Genomic DNA, 15,029 nt, shown 5'->3' on the forward strand with positions numbered 1-15,029 from the left:
TTTGAGTGAATTGCGTTTTGACGCATCAAGCTTCGTGCCAGCCGCCCTTGGCCAACAATGGGGTGAAACCCTACTGATATATCCACGCTCCAGCCCTGGCCCCTCGATTCATTTACGCGGCCATGCAGGCAATGTGTGATGATGCCACGCGCATGCGGCTGAGAACACGAAGCAGGGTTGATATGGCTTTGACGTGGGCTATTGGCACTGCCGCCAATTCCCGCCACCCATGCTTCAGCTCTCCCAGGTTCTCCTTCCCGTCGATCATCAAGAAGATGATCTGCGTCGTGCAGTGGTGAAACAGCTGGGCGCACGCGATGAGGACATCGTCAGCGTCAAAGTGAAGCAGCGGGCGATTGATGCCCGGCGCGGGCATGTGGAGTTCAGCTTCACGCTCCTGGTCGAAGTGAAAGACGAGGCTCGCATGCTCAAGCGCATCGGCAAAAATCCGCGCATCGGCCCGGCTCCCGAGGAGATCTATCAGGAAGTTGCGCACAATGTGGCACGTTCGGCCTCTGCGCGGCCGGTGATCGTCGGTACCGGGCCCTGCGGCCTGTTCTGTGGCCTGCTGCTCGCGCGTGCTGGACTCAAGCCGCTGCTGCTGGAGCGTGGCAAGGCTGCCGGGGATCGCGCACGTGATGTGACCGGCTTCTGGCGGCGCGGCTGGGATTTCAATCCTGAATCCAACGTGCAGTTTGGTGAAGGCGGCGCAGGCACCTTTTCGGACGGCAAGCTCTACACACAGATTCGGGACCGCGAGCACCGCATCCCCTGGCTGCTGCGTGAAATGGTGGCCGCAGGAGCCCCTGAGGACATCTTGATCAAGAGCAGGCCGCACATCGGCACGGACCGGCTCATCAAGGTCGTGCGGCATGTGCGTGAGGAAATCATCGCCCTGGGCGGCGAGGTGCGTTTTGGCGCTCGCGTGGCAGATGTGGTGATCGAAGACGGTGTGATGCGCGCGTTGACGCTCGCGGATGGTGAAACGATCGAAGGCTCACGCTTCATCTTCGCCATTGGCCACAGCTCACGTGACACCTTCTACATGCTGCATCGGCATGGCGTGCCATTTGAGGCCAAGCCGTTCTCCATCGGAGTGCGCATTGAGCATCCGCAGAAATTGATCGACCGCAGTCTCTACGGCAAATGGGCCGGGGATAAACGGCTGGGTTCGGCGCCCTACAAGTTCGTGGCTCACTGCGGCACGGGCCGTGCGGCCTACAGTTTCTGCATGTGTCCCGGCGGACTCGTCGTGGCGGCCACCTCGGAGCCGGGAATGGTCGTGACCAACGGTATGAGCAGCTACGCCCGCGAAGAATCGAATGCCAACAGCGGCTTCATGGTGGACGTGCGGCCCGAAGACATGCCGGCAGGCGATGTACTGAGCGGCATCGAATTTCAGCGCAATCTGGAGCGCCGCGCCTTTGTGCTTGGCGGGGGCAACTATCATGCCCCTGCGCAGCTGCTCGGCGATTTCCTCGCAGGACGCGCCTCGACCGGCCCCGGCAAGGTCCTGCCTTCCTATGAACCGGGCGTGGTGTGGTCCAATTTGTGCGAGGTGCTGCCCGAATACACGATTGAGACGATTCAGGAGGCGATTCCGCGCATCGACAAAAACCTGCCCGGCTTTGCTCTGGACGAAGCGGTGCTCACGGGCGTGGAAACTCGCAGTTCCTCACCCGCCCGCATCCCGCGAGATGCACAGTCGCTGCAATGCACCGGCGTGAAGCATTTTTACCCAGCAGGTGAAGGCGCGGGCTATGCCGGTGGCATCATCTCCGCCGCTGCGGATGGCATGCGTGTGGCGGAGGCGATTTTACGCGAGGGCTGAACTGATGTGCGCCAGCACGCCTCGGCAGCCGTCTTCGAGCAGATCCAGCACGAGTTCAAAGCCCTGCTCACCGCCGTAGTAGGGATCCGGCACTTCGCTTTCCTGATGGTCGGTGCAGAATTCGCAGAAAAGGCGGATTTTGGAACTGAACTGGGATGTGCGGTCAAAAGACTGCACGTCGCGCAGGTTTTGCCGGTCCATGACGAGGACGAGGTCGTACTCGCTCAAATCGTTTTCCGTGACCTGCCGGGCACGGCTGCTGAGATCATATCCCCGATTTTGTGCTGCGGTGCGCATTCTTTGATCGGGCAGTTTGCCCGCATGCCAGCCGGCCGTACCGGCGGAACGGATCGAGACGCGATCAGCATATCCTTTAGATTCAATCAAAGCACGCATGACGCCCTCTGCCGCAGGTGAGCGGCAGATGTTGCCCAGGCAGACAAAAAGGAGGCGATAAGGGGCGGCCATCGAGGGAGCTAGGCCAGCGAAAGGCGTTTCACAAACAAAACCGCCTCCTGTCCTCAGGGGATGCCGGGCATCCCCCAGCAGAAGATTTCTTTTTCTGTTAACGAGTCTTTGGTTGAGCCGTAGTTTGAGCACGCTATCTGCTACCAAAACCTAAACCCCACGCCCATCCCATGTCTGTTGTATCCAAAGGTCTTGAAGGAATCGTTGCTGCCGAAACCCGTCTTGGGGAGGTGAATGGAGCGGAGGGCATCTTGTTCTACTGCGGGTACGACATCAATGAACTGGTCAAGGTCAGCTACGAAGAGGTCGTCTACCTGCTGTACTACAACAAGCTCCCGAACCGCACCGAACTCAACAAGCTGACCACGGCGCTGCGTGCCGAGCGTGAGCTCCCGCAGGGTGTCATCGACTTCCTCAAGGCGGCTCCAAAAACCGCCAAGCCCATCGACATCATGCGCACGGCCGTTTCGATGCTCGGCTGCTATGACTTGAGCCGTTATGACCTCGAAGTCAGCGAAAACATGGCCAACGCCATCCGCCTCACCTCGCAGATTGGCGTGATTGCCGCCTATTACCACCGTGCACGCCAGGGGCTGGAACTGCCGCCTGTGCGCAAGGACCTCAGTGAAGCCGCCCACTTCCTCTACCTGATGAACGGGGAAGTGCCGAGCAAGGAAGCCGAAAAGACCCTCGACATCGCCTACATCCTGCATGCCGAGCACGGTTTCAATGCCTCCACCTTCACCGCCCGCGTCGTGGCCTCGACGCTGAGCGACATGTTCTCCGCCATCAGCGCTGCCATCGGTGCTCTCAAAGGACCCCTGCACGGTGGTGCCAATGAAGGCGTGATCCACATGCTCGAAGAGATTGGCACCCCTGACAAGGTGGACGCCTGGGTTGCCGACGCACTGGCCCAGAAGAAGAAGATCATGGGCATCGGCCATCGCGTTTACAAGGTTCTCGACCCCCGCGCTCCGCATCTGCGTGAGATGGCTATCCAGCTCACCAGCCAGCTCGGTGAGTCGAAGTGGATCCAGATGTCCGAGCGCATCGCCCAGATCATGCGCGAGCAGAAGGGCCTCAATGCGAACGTCGATTTCTACAGCGCCACGGTGTACTACAGCCTCGGCATTCCGACCGACCTCTTCACCCCGATCTTCGCCATCGCCCGTATGAGCGGCTGGACCGCCCACGTGCTGGAACAATGGAGCGAAAACCGCCTCTTCCGCCCCCTCAGCCAGTATGTCGGCAAGCCATATGGCCAGAAGGTCCTGCCGATTGACGAGCGCTGATTCTACCCGGCCAAAAGGTTGGGCAGGAATTAATTTGAATGCTGCAAAGGTGGTAAAACTTTGTGTTTGCCACTAACGTAGATGCTTCATGCGTCTCCTTTCAACCGTCGGAGCCGTCGCTGTGATGCTCGGCACGCAGGTGATGGCGCAGCCTGCCACACGTCTCGTGTGGCAGCCGGTGCAGGAGTATTTCATTCACCGTGATGAAGGGCAGCAGGTGCTTGCCGGCACCAAGCGGCTGAATTCATTCACGGCCTACACCCATATCGGCACGGACTTCGGTTTCCATGGGCCGGCGGAGCATGAGATCGAATGGCTCACCGATGAAGTCGTGGTGCATCTCGGCCAGCAGCCTGATGCATGGGCGGGCATGTGGCACAGCCTCGCCGGGCAGGCGCGCAATGCGAGCCGTGTGATGGATTTTACGCATGCCTATCCCGAGCCGGTCACCGCCAGATACCAGCCGCGAGTCACGGCGGTCATGCTCAGGGCATCCGGGCGCGGCAGGATCAAGCTCGAGATCAAATCTCCCGCCGACGAACAGCGCTGGACGCAGGTGATCGAGCTCAACGAGCCGCAATACCGCATGTTTGTTTATCCGGTGGCACCTGAAGCGGTGCGCGATGGGAAAACCATCATATGGACGGCTGAACCTGGTTCAGAAGTCAAAGTGTCCGGCTTGTTCCTCGGCATCGAGCAGCCCCAGATTCCCTGGGATGCTTATGCTTTTCTCGCCTCCTACGCGAAGATCGCCCGCAGTTATTCCATCGGGACCGGTTTCGTGCGTGACCGCGCTCACATTGAAGAGGGGGCGTTTGAGTCCGTCTCCGCCACGGGCATGTATGTCCTGGCTTCGGCGGCTGCAGCGCAGGAGTCGCTGGGCATTGTCACGGCAGATTACGCACGCTGGGTGCTCACACGCACGCATGAAGCAGTGAAGAAACTCAAGACCGGCCGGGGCCTGCTGCCCCACTTTGTGCACCGGCATGGGCGGGAGAACGCCTACTGCATCCATCCGGGTACTGAATACAGCACGGTGGACACGGCGATCTATGCCCAGTCCATGCTGCAGGCGGCGATCATGCTGGACGTCCCGGCCGTGGCCGAAGACCTGATCCTGCAGATCAAAGAGATCGACTACGATCTGCTGCACCTGCCAGACGGCCACCTCTCGCACGGCCTTGCAGACGACGGCATCACCCTCCTGCCGCATGGCTGGCAGGACTGGGGGGGAGAAACCACCCTGGTGATGCTCATGGAAGGCATCGCCAATCCCGATCACCGCCCGCCGCCCATGCGCACTCCGGGCAAGGCCTGGCAGGGCACGGGTTTCATCACCGAGCTGCAAAGTTTGCTCCATCCGGATTTCGACAGTGACGTGCCCGATGCGCATGATGGTGTTCGCTGGCTCAGTGTACGCCGCGCCATGTTGGGCGCACAGCGCGCCTACATTCCGAAACGTTGGCCGCAGTCCCATGCCGCACGCAACGGCATCTACGGTCTCTCTGCCGGCGAAAATGAGGCGGGGAACGGCTACTACGTGGGCGGTGTCGATCTGCCGGATCAAAAGCTCATCCATCCGCACTACATCCTGATGTCTGCCACCCTGAATCCGCAGGCACAGGAGACGTTTGACCTGCTCGAACGCATGGAGAAGGCCAGCTACTTCCCGCCTTGGGGCATGGTCGAGAATCTCAATGTCGATGGCCGCAGCTACCTGCCGATGGAAGGATCGCTCAATGCCGGCTTTGAGGCACTCAGCGCCTACCATTTGTTTGCCAAAAACCGCCAAATCCCGGACGCCATCTATGCGGCCAGCCTGAAAAGCCCTCAAATCCGCCGCGCCATGCAGCTTTTCTACCCCGTTCCAGCCAAGGTGGCAGGCGGGGAGCGGGAAGCCGCCGCACAGTAGCAGGGACATGAAGCTAACCCTTGCTCCCGTGCCCATCCCCGGTTAACTGGACCGTCACATGTTTGTCGATCAAATCAAAGTTCATGCGCGCGCCGGAAAAGGCGGCGATGGCAGCGCTCATTTTCATCGCGGAAAATTCCGTCCCAAAGGCGGTCCCGATGGCGGCGACGGCGGGAACGGGGGCAGCCTCATCCTGCTGGTGGATCCCAGCACGGACAGCCTGCGCAATTACGTTTTCAACAGCAAGCTCATCGCCGAGGACGGCGCCAAGGGCGGTGCCACGCAGTGCTCCGGCCGCAGTGGCAAGGATGTGGTGTACAAAGTGCCGCCGGGCACCCTCGTCAGCCGCGTCACTCAGGAATACGACAACGAAACCCATGAACTCGTCACGCGTTACGAACCCGTGGCCGACCTGACCGAGACCAATTCCACCTACGTGCTCTGCAAAGGCGGCAAAGGCGGGAAGGGGAACGTGCATTTCAAGACCTCCACGCACCAGGCTCCGCGTGAATTCACCCCCGGCACCCCCGGTGAGGAAGGTGACTTCCACTTCGAACTCCGCTCCATCGCAGACGCCGGATTCGTCGGCGCCCCGAACGCAGGCAAATCCACGCTGCTCTCCAAGCTGAGCGCCGCCAAGCCAAAGATTGCCAACTATCCCTTCACCACGCTGAAACCCATGGTCGGCGTGATCGAGTTTGGTCCAAACCGCCGTGGCAGTCTCGCAGACATCCCTGGATTGATCGAAGGCGCGCACGAAAATATCGGCCTCGGCCATGATTTCCTGCGCCACATCATGCGCTGCCGGGTCCTTCTTTTCGTCGTCGACACTGCAGGCACCGAAGGCCGCGATCCCGTCTCCGATCTGGAAATCGTGCGCAAAGAAGTCTCCCTCTACTCCCCAGAGCTGGCCAAACGCCCCTGGTGCATCATCGCCAACAAGATCGACCTGCCCGAGAGCGCCGAAAACCTCGTTCACTTCAAAGAGCGCTTCAAACGCATCAAAATCCACCCCGTTTCCGCCGAAACCGGCGAAGGCCTCGACAAGCTGCGCAAGTGGCTCGACGAGAAGATCGGGCAGGATGTGGACTGGTGACCTGTCATGCGCCTGAACCGTTCCAATCTTTGCTGGCTGGTTCTGGCGTTGATCACAGCGGGGTATCTCCTCTTCTGGGCGTTGCTGCTCGGAGCCACGGCGACGTACAGCACGCCGGATTCATGGCTGCAGGTGCTGCGCTCTCCTGAGATCCGGCATGCGACTTTTTTGAGTCTTGTGACCTGCTCGCTCGCGGCAGGCTTTGCGCTGCTGCTGGCGGTGCCGGTGGGGTATTTGATGACGCGTCTGGAGTTTCGCGGCAAATCCTGGCTGGATGCGGCGCTCGATATTCCCATCATCCTGCCTCCCTTGGTTGTCGGTCTGTGCCTGCTGATCTTTTTCCAAACCAAGGTCGGCAAGGTGATCGAGATGGCGATTCCCTTCACCTATCAAGTCAGCGGCGTGGTGCTGGCACAATTCGTCGTGGCCGCTGCCTTCGCGATCCGTACGATGCGCGGCACATTCCAGCACCTCTCAGCGCGGCCTGAAGACGTGGCGCTCACGCTTGGCTGCACCCGATTTCAGGCACTGTGGCATGTGGCGCTGCCGGCGGCGCGGCGTGGCATGGTGGCGGCGTTTTGCATCGCGTGGGCGCGTAGTCTGGGGGAATTCGGGCCGATTCTCGTCTTTGCCGGTGCCACGCGCATGAAGACGGAGGTGCTGCCGACGACGGTCTGGCTGGAGCTCAGTGTGGGAAATCTCGAAGCCGCCGTGGCGGTCAGCTTGTTCATGGTGCTGCTGGCCGTTCTGGTGCTGGTGGCGGTGCGTGCCACGGGGGAAAAAGTATGATCCAGCTCGAACAACTCACCTGGAAGGTCTCTGGCCGCACGATCTTGGAGGGCGTGACAGTGGCCATCCCGGCCAACACCTACGCCGTGCTGATGGGATCGACCGGCTGCGGCAAAACCACCCTGCTGGAAATCCTCTGCGGCCTGCGCCAGCCGACCTCCGGCCGCGTGCTTCTGGATGGCGTGGACGTGACCGATCTGGAACCCCGCGAACGCGGCATCGGCTACGTGCCACAGGATCTGGCGCTGTTCCCGGGCCTGCGCGTGCGCGAGCAGATCGGCTTCGCCCCGAAACTGCGCGGCATGGCTCCTGAGGAACTCAACCAACGCGTGAACCGCCTCGCGGAGCAGTTTGGCATTGCTCACCTGCTAGATCGCCTGCCAGACCTGCTTTCCGGCGGCGAAAAGCAGCGCGTCGCCCTCGCTCGTGCTCTGGCGGCCCAGCCCAAACTGCTGCTGCTCGACGAACCGCTGTCCGCGCTCGATGAAAGCATGCGTGCGGAGGCTGTGACCTTGCTGCAGCGCGTACAGCAGGAGCATTCGCTCACTGTTTTGCACGTCACCCACTCCAGCAGTGAAGCGGCGGCTCTGGGAACCTTGCATCTGCGAATGGTGGCAGGCCGGCTGGAGGTGGAATCGAAGGGATGATTTGTACTGTGCGGTTGGAATCCCGCCGAAGCTGCGTTTAGTGTCCTAAAAACACCCCCTGCATGGATTGGACTGACTGGCAGCGCGTCCTGAAATGGCGCGCACTCGAAGAAGGCGATGCCGATGGCGTTCTCGTCAATGCGGAGCGTCGCCGTGAGGCCACGGCCCACACGCGAGCCGGACTGGCCTCCGAGGAGATCACAGGAGATGTGCTGGAGGAGCGTTCCGAGTCGTTTCTGGACAAACGGGCCGAGTGGCTGGAGCGCGAGGCCGTGGGCTGGCGCGGCGACCTGATTCATGTGCTCGACCTGCTGCGTGTGCCCCAAGGGCGCTGGTCCTGGGCGCTGGCGGGCTGGGGCCTGGCGCTGGTGACTGGCTATTGGTTTACCGATCTGGGGCAGGCGGGCGAATTCAATCTGCTGGCACTGCCGCTGGTGGGTCTGCTGGCCTGGAATGCGGTGGTGATTGTCCTCGGTTTGTTGTGCGAACTGATGCCGACCTCCGCAGTGGCTGGCCGGGGTGGCTGGGTGGCGGAATTTCTCGCTCATGGCATCTCGCGCATGGGCAAAGCGACCAAGGAGGTCGAAAGCGGAGTGGCTGAAACCGTGCGGTCGCGGTATGAAGAGCTCGCCTGGCCGCTGGCCTGGCGGCGCTTGCAGATGCGGCTGCGGATGTGGCTGCACGTGGCGGCTGCACTGCTGGCCATCGGTGGCGCGGTAGCCCTGTATGCCCGTGGCTGGTCGCACGAATATCGTGCCGTCTGGGAAAGTACCCTGCTGGCAGAGAGCGACGAGGCTGCGGCCTTTTTTGAGACCTTGTTCAAACCCGCCTCAAAGGTGCTGCGAATTCCCGTGCCGCTGGATCAGATCGCCGGCATGCATCGCACTTTGGGCAAGGTGGCGAAACCGGCCCCTGCGCTGACATGGATTCATTTGTACGCAGGCACTCTGCTGGTGCTGATCGTGGTGCCGCGCCTCCTGCTGGCTGGCCTAGGTACGGCGCGCTGCTGCCGGGTTGTCGCGCAACCGGCCCGTGCCTTGAACTGGGGCGGCTACCTGCGCACCTTGCTGCGTGCGGTGGAAGGCGGCAGTGAGCGCATCCAGGTGCTCGTGCATGCCATCGAACCCACCGCTCATCACCGCGAGGTCTGGGACCGTGGCATCAGGGAGCGTTTTGGCGGCATGGCGCGCGCGGAGTATGTGCGCATCCCGGCCGGGGAGGAGGACGAATTTGCCGCAGCCTGGCAGCCCGTGTGCGCCAATTTGGTGATCCTCTTCAACATGGCCACCACGCCTGAGGCCGAGGTTCAGCGACGCCTCGTCTCCGATGTGCGCCAGCGCCTGCTCACCAAACATGCCGAGCCGGAGCTCGTCGTGCTGCTGGACGGCACGAGTCTTGCGGGACGCTGGTCACCAGAAAAAATCGCCGGGCGTGAGCAATTATGGTCGCAGATGGTCGAAGGCCTGGCCTCTGAAGTGATTGTGGCTGTACGCAAAGAATCCGCACGCGCAAAGCCTCCGGTATCGTAATGTTCATGAAGTTTTCGTCTCTAGTGCCCGCTCTTTTTTCCAGAACCAAAACTGCCAGCTCCTCTGACCGACAGTCGGCGGAACTGAATGTGCGTGATGCCTCGGACATCGTCACGCTGAGCCTCATTTCGCACACGAATGCTGGCAAGACGACCCTCGCCCGCACGCTGCTGCGCCGTGATGTGGGAGAGGTGAAGGATGCGCCGCATGTCACCCTTTTCAATGAATCGCACACGCTGCTCGAAACGGGCGGCTTCATGCTGCGGCTGTGGGACACCCCGGGCTTTGGCGACAGTGCGCGGCTGTTGAAGCGTCTCCAGCGTGAGCGCAGCCCCGTGCTCTGGTTTCTCTCGCAGACCTGGGACCGCATCACCGACCGGCCCCTGTGGTGCAGCCAGCAGGCGCTGAAAAACGTGCGCGATGAAGCGGACGTGGTGCTGTACCTCGTCAATGCCGCCGAACCGCCCGAGGCTGCCGCCTACATCGGGCCTGAAATGGAAATTCTCAGCTGGGTGGAAAAACCCGTGGTCGTGCTGCTGAATCAGACCGGACTTCCGGGAAGCTCATCCATGGAAGCCGCCGAGCTGGAATCCTGGCGGACACATTTGAGGCAGTTTGAGATCGTGCGCGAAGTGCTGACGCTGGATGCCTTTGCCCGCTGCTGGGTGCAGGAGGACATCCTCATGGACTCGCTGGCACCGCTGATGCAGGGCTCCAAGATTCCCACCTTTTTGCAGATCAAACGCGCCTGGGCACAACGCAATGTGGAGGTGTTTCAAGCCTCGGTGCGTCTGATCTCAGAGCAGCTCACCGCCGCGCTGTTTGACGGCGTGGATGTGCGCTCTGAAACGCTGCTGGAACGCGTGGGATGGCAGCGCGATGACCTGAACCGCGAGTACAACGAAGCGCGCCAAAAACTGGCCACGCAGCTGGCGGACCGCACCGAGCAGACGACCAACAATTTGATCGAAGCCCATGGTCTGAAAGGTCAGGCTGGCCATGAGCTCAACGAGATCGCTCGCGAGCATTTTCATCTGCCCCAGGCCGTGTCTGAAAACATCTGGGGCGTGCTGGGCAGTTTCGCCGGTGGTGCCATGGGGGGACTTATTGCCGATCTCAAACTGGGCGGCATGACCTTTGGTGGTGGCGCGCTGCTGGGCGGTCTTGCCTCCGGCATTGGTGCTTATGCTTTGATCCGCAGCTACAATCTCGTGCGTGGCAGCGACCAGCGCCTTCGCTGGTCACGCGAGCATTTTCGTGAGCAGGTCAAACTGGCCTTTCTCACCTACCTGGCCATCTGCCATTTTGGCCGTGGTCGTGGCGAATGGAAGGAAAGTGCGCAGCCGCAGCACTGGCAGGAGGTCGTGGATGAAGTGACCGATCTGCACTCCGATGCACTGGATCATCTGTGGAAATGTGGCGTGCAAAAAGACACTCAGCCCGCGGCGCTTTCACGCCAGTCCCGTCAGCTCACCGGAGACTGCATGGTGGCCCTGCTGGAGCGGCTGTATCCGGGTGTGGATCCTTCTTCGTGGCGGGCTTGAACTTCGTGCTCATGCAATCGGCGTTCCAGTCGTGACTGGAAGCTCTGCCAGCAGCGCAGGGCGCGGGAGCGGAAGTCGGCGGGAGTGACGTTCAAACTGCGCAGGCAGTCGCGGTGATCCCATGAGACGACGCAGGCGGTCGCGAAATGGATGGCCTGGAACTGCCAGCGCCAGAGACGCTGAGTGGCAGGGGTGAGTGTCTTGAGGCGCTCGAACAGGAAGTCACGCTGGAAGGAGAGATGACCCATCTCATCGCGCAGGAGCTTTTTTGCGACCGTTTGCACGACGGGATCGCTGCAGCGCAGAGAGAGCAGGCCGAAATAAACTTCGGCAATGAGTTCCGCCGTGAGGAGCACCTGGATATTGAACTCGAGGTTCACCAGATCGCGCATCCAGCGGAAGATCGAATTGGTCCATTGCTTTTGCAGCAAGGCGCCGCGCAGATGTTTGACGGTGCGTGCCAGCAGCGCGGCGTGGCTCTGCTCTTCGGCAACGAAGAGGTCAACGGCGCGCTGATAGCCCTGCAGATTTTCCAGCGCTGCGATGCTGCGGGTGTAGCGGCGCAAACGCGTGCCTCCACCGCTTTCGCCCAGTTGGAAAATGGCGAGGGAACGAGCAAGGGCGCTGCGCACTTGTTCGGGCAGATCGCATGCGGTGTCCGGCAATTGCAGCTCATGATTGAGTCTGGTGTTGGCTTCGAAGTGGCTGATCCAATGTTGGGTGTTCATAAGGAGGGTTGGTGGGTGGGTTAAGCGGCGTGGAGCATGGAGCGGAGGAATTCATGGACAGGGTTGCTGCGCATTTCGGCGGCGATCTGGCGGAGGCGTTGCATGACGGCATCCACCGTTTCATCGAGGGTGGAGGTGCCTGCGGTGACACCCACATTGAGGGCTTTGCCAAACCAGGCTGGATCGAGTTCTCCGGGGCCTTCGATCTGGATAGCTGGCACGCCGTGTGCGGCGGCTTTCTGCACGAGCTGGCGCGTGTTGTTGCTGTTGCGACCTCCAATGACGACGATGTGATCGCAGTCGCTCAGCAGATCATCCATGGCTGTCTGACGCTGCTTGGTGGGATGGCAGATCGTGTCGATGAATCGCACTTCAGAGCTGCAATGCCGCCGCTTGATCGCATCCACCAGACGCAGGGCGAGTTCGACCGGCTGCGTCGTTTGTGAAACGATGCCGAGTCGTGAATGAGCTGGCACACGATGAAGGTCCGCTTCTTCAAGAAGAACAACGGCGGAAGGGAAATCGCCGATGAGTCCACGCACCTCAACGTGTTGACTCTGGCCGATGACGATGGGCTGGTATCCTTCGTTCACCAGCATGGCGAGAGCTTGATGCGCCTTCTTCACAAGAGGGCAGGTGGTGTCGATGACGGTGTGTCCGACGCTTTGCCAGGCCTGTCGATGCCGGTCTGAAGCACCATGAGCGGTGATGGCGACCTGCTGCGTGCTGGCGCTGGTTAAATCATCAAGCTCACCCCGCTGTGCACCAAGGGTGGCGAGATGGCGATCAACCAATGGATTGTGAACGAGCTGACCGAGGATGGTGAGCGGCGCGCGCTGGGCGGCTGCGTGCGTGGTGCGCAGGGCGTCGCGGACGCCGAAGCACATGCCGTGATGTTGAGCGAGGATGAGGTTCATGATGGTGTTAGCTTTGTGTGGCAAAGTGAATGGGCAAAAAACGGCGAGTCAGGTCTGCTGAGCGGCTTTGACGATTTCGCCGAGCACTTCGACGTAGTCCTTGAAGGCCGTGCGTCCGGCTGGGGTGAGTTCGTAGCTGGTGCGTGGGCGAGTGCCGGATTCGTCGCGCGTTTCCTTGATGTACCCGGCCGTGCCGAGGGTGCGGAGGTGGGAGATGAGGTTGCCGTCGCTCATGCTGAGTTCTGCCTTGAGATCCTGAAAGGCCCATTCTCCGCGTGTGGAGAGCAGCGTCATGATGGAAAGGCGGCCCTTTTCGTGAATGAGCTTGTCGATTTGATCGAAGTCGATCATTACGGCTGCACCTCCGCAGGTTGAGCGCTGAGGAACACGGCCAGGGCATAAACGACATGCAGCAGTCCGAAGGTGAGGCCCATGACGAGAGAAGCGGGGCCAAGATCGCTGGAGAGCAGGCGCACATCGCTGCAAGCGGCCCAGCCGAAGAACGTCAGCAGACCCGTGATCACGAAGGCCCACCCAAGACGAACCAAAGAACGTGGCGAAAAGCTGGCGGTGCTGAGAAGGGCCAGACCGTAGCAAAGCGCCCAGATGAGGGCGGCGAGGGTGAGATTGTGCAGGAACACGATCAAACCAATGCCCACACTGCCGCCAACAAGCAACGGCGGAACGAAGGCGCGCAGCGCCATGCGCATGCCGGCGGAGACGAAGGGCTGGTTGCGGCGCTTGGCCTCTTTGGCGAGCAGGAAGACATTCAAGGCGGAGGCGATGGCCAGAATGATGAGCCAGGTCTCCAGGAAGCACAGGTCACACATCACGGCATCGCCTTGCATTTTCACGACGTGCCACACCGGCCACCCGGAGGCGATGAGCGCCAGCACACCGCCAGTGAGTGCCGCGGGAGCAGAGACGGCGCGGTAGATGTGCGCCTTTTCCATCAGGGAACGAATGATGCGGAGGTTCTCCAAGGCGGCTTCGGTCGTGCTCATGTGAATCACTTTGCGCGCCAAAGTGAATGACGCAAGTAAAACTTTGCGCCACAAAGCGATGATTCTGTGGATCGACACGAAACAGGCTTGGCAGTTTAATATAATTACCATAAGTTAAGAGAAGTGAATCAATCCGCGTCAGTTTTGCGCAAAACGACACACCACTTTGGGCGAAGTTGGTGCGCAGGTCTGCTGTGTGCGGCCATTCTTCTGCCGGGAATGGCAGAGGGCGCAGATCCTACGGCAGAGCAGCAGTACATGCTCGAACTAACCAATCGATTCCGCAGTGATCCCCAAGGGGAGCTGGCCAAGCTGGTTAATTTTTCCTCTCCAGGTGTGTGGGCTCCCACCAAGTCCAACGATCCCAGCATCGCCTACGCACTGAATTTCTTTGGCACCAGCGCCTCAGATCTGGCCACGCAGTTTTCCAGTCTCACTGCGGCTCCACCGCTGGCATGGAGCAGCGCTTTGAATGTCTCGGCCACCAGCTATTCCAACCTGATGGTGACTGCCGATCAGCAGTCGCACACGCTGGACACGAACAGTCTCGACCAGCGCATTATCAACGGCGGCTACAGCGCCAACTGGTTGAATGCCGGCGAGAATCTTTTTGCCTCGGCGCAGTCCCCCTTTCATTCGCATGCCGCATTCGTGGTCGACTGGGGAGATGGCAATGGCGCAACGGCCGGTTATGGCAACGGCATTCAGAACCCGACCGGACACCGCGATCTCCTGCTCAATACCAGCATGAAGGAAATCGGCATCGGTTTCCAAGACATCTCGATTCCGGGCAGCAATGTCACCGCCATCGGGCCGTACGTCATCACCGAGCATCTGGCCTCGCAGTTTCGTTATGATGGCACGACTTACTTTTCAGATGCCATTCTGACTGGTTCGGTTTATCAGGACACCATTCTGGCCGACGCCTTTTACACGCCCGGAGAAGGGCTGGCTGGTGAAGCGATTAATGTTTACAACGACACCACCGGGATCCTCGTGGCGAGCGGATTCAGCAACAGCGCCGGCGGTTTCAATATCGCGCTTACCGGCCTGACCAATGGTGTTGTCTATCGCGTGGAAGCTCCCGACACCGGCCTTGCTGCCAAGACTTTTACGCTCACTGAGCATACAGACAACTACGGTGTGCCCGTGCTGGTGTATGACAATGTCTACGAGTCCTTCGCCGTTGTTCCTGAGCCGGGCAGCCTGCTGCTGTGCCTTGTCGCAGGTCTTTCGCTGCTTGGGTTCCGCTCACGCCATCATCTTTGCTGA

The 15,029-nt window shown here is 60.6% G+C and carries 14 protein-coding genes; 9 read left to right on the plus strand and 5 right to left on the minus strand.

Annotation, left to right across the window (positions count from 1 at the left end; all coding sequences use genetic code 11):
* Positions 1–229: 229 nt before the first annotated feature.
* Positions 230–1,831: an NAD(P)/FAD-dependent oxidoreductase gene (locus AC3RLQ_RS30525; protein ID WP_493032756.1), complete on the plus strand. Its 1,602-nt coding sequence runs from the start codon at positions 230–232 to the stop codon at positions 1,829–1,831.
* Here the strand turns inward: AC3RLQ_RS30525 and AC3RLQ_RS30530 are convergent.
* Positions 1,817–2,299, minus strand: a complete 483-nt coding sequence (locus AC3RLQ_RS30530) for a low molecular weight protein-tyrosine-phosphatase (RefSeq protein ID WP_493032758.1) — start codon at positions 2,297–2,299, stop codon at positions 1,817–1,819. The two genes, AC3RLQ_RS30525 and AC3RLQ_RS30530, sit on opposite strands and share 15 nt — an antisense overlap.
* Positions 2,300–2,469: 170 nt before the next feature.
* Here AC3RLQ_RS30530 and AC3RLQ_RS30535 point away from each other — a divergent pair, with 170 nt between their 5' ends.
* The 7 genes from AC3RLQ_RS30535 to AC3RLQ_RS30565 all read left to right on the plus strand — a co-directional run bounded on the left by AC3RLQ_RS30535 (position 2,470) and on the right by AC3RLQ_RS30565 (position 11,108).
* A complete protein-coding gene (locus AC3RLQ_RS30535; RefSeq protein WP_493032760.1) occupies positions 2,470–3,591 on the plus strand; it encodes a citrate synthase in 1,122 nt (373 codons plus the stop codon).
* 88 nt (positions 3,592–3,679) lie between these two features.
* Positions 3,680–5,503 carry a hypothetical protein gene (locus tag AC3RLQ_RS30540; protein WP_493032762.1) on the plus strand — a complete coding sequence of 608 codons (1,824 nt, stop codon included), beginning with the start codon at positions 3,680–3,682 and terminating at the stop codon, positions 5,501–5,503.
* A gap of 58 nt (positions 5,504–5,561) precedes the next feature.
* On the plus strand, positions 5,562–6,599 hold the full coding sequence (gene obgE / locus AC3RLQ_RS30545) for a GTPase ObgE (RefSeq protein WP_422320368.1): 1,038 nt from the start codon (positions 5,562–5,564) through the stop codon (positions 6,597–6,599).
* A 6-nt stretch (positions 6,600–6,605) separates the two neighbouring features.
* The gene (locus tag AC3RLQ_RS30550) at positions 6,606–7,388 is read left to right on the plus strand and encodes an ABC transporter permease (protein ID WP_493032764.1); all 783 of its coding nucleotides are present in this window, start codon (positions 6,606–6,608) and stop codon (positions 7,386–7,388) included.
* Complete coding sequence (locus tag AC3RLQ_RS30555; RefSeq protein ID WP_493032766.1) at positions 7,385–8,035, plus strand: ATP-binding cassette domain-containing protein; 651 nt, start codon at positions 7,385–7,387, stop codon at positions 8,033–8,035. Before AC3RLQ_RS30550 ends, AC3RLQ_RS30555 begins: the two co-directional genes overlap by 4 nt.
* A gap of 62 nt (positions 8,036–8,097) precedes the next feature.
* The gene (locus AC3RLQ_RS30560) at positions 8,098–9,564 is read left to right on the plus strand and encodes a hypothetical protein (protein WP_493032768.1); all 1,467 of its coding nucleotides are present in this window, start codon (positions 8,098–8,100) and stop codon (positions 9,562–9,564) included.
* A 5-nt stretch (positions 9,565–9,569) separates the two neighbouring features.
* A complete protein-coding gene (locus AC3RLQ_RS30565; RefSeq protein WP_493032770.1) occupies positions 9,570–11,108 on the plus strand; it encodes a GTPase domain-containing protein in 1,539 nt (512 codons plus the stop codon).
* Here the strand turns inward: AC3RLQ_RS30565 and AC3RLQ_RS30570 are convergent.
* The 4 genes from AC3RLQ_RS30570 to AC3RLQ_RS30585 are packed head-to-tail and all read right to left on the minus strand — an operon-like array spanning position 11,030 to position 13,757.
* On the minus strand, positions 11,030–11,836 hold the full coding sequence (locus AC3RLQ_RS30570) for a hypothetical protein (protein ID WP_493032772.1): 807 nt from the start codon (positions 11,834–11,836) through the stop codon (positions 11,030–11,032). The genes AC3RLQ_RS30565 and AC3RLQ_RS30570 overlap by 79 nt on opposite strands.
* A 20-nt stretch (positions 11,837–11,856) precedes the next feature.
* The gene (ispH, locus tag AC3RLQ_RS30575; protein WP_493032774.1) at positions 11,857–12,753 is read right to left on the minus strand and encodes a 4-hydroxy-3-methylbut-2-enyl diphosphate reductase; all 897 of its coding nucleotides are present in this window, start codon (positions 12,751–12,753) and stop codon (positions 11,857–11,859) included.
* Positions 12,754–12,801: 48 nt separating this feature from the next.
* A complete protein-coding gene (locus tag AC3RLQ_RS30580; protein WP_397383619.1) occupies positions 12,802–13,104 on the minus strand; it encodes a transcriptional regulator in 303 nt (100 codons plus the stop codon).
* Entirely contained in the window at positions 13,104–13,757 is a 654-nt protein-coding gene (locus AC3RLQ_RS30585; protein ID WP_493032776.1) for a hypothetical protein, read from the minus strand. Before AC3RLQ_RS30585 ends, AC3RLQ_RS30580 begins: the two co-directional genes overlap by 1 nt.
* Positions 13,758–13,976: 219 nt before the next feature.
* Between AC3RLQ_RS30585 and AC3RLQ_RS30590 the strand changes: the two genes are divergently transcribed.
* Entirely contained in the window at positions 13,977–15,029 is a 1,053-nt protein-coding gene (locus AC3RLQ_RS30590; RefSeq protein WP_493032778.1) for a CAP domain-containing protein, read from the plus strand.

The organism is Prosthecobacter sp. GW821-HT29F12 (assembly GCF_058803405.1).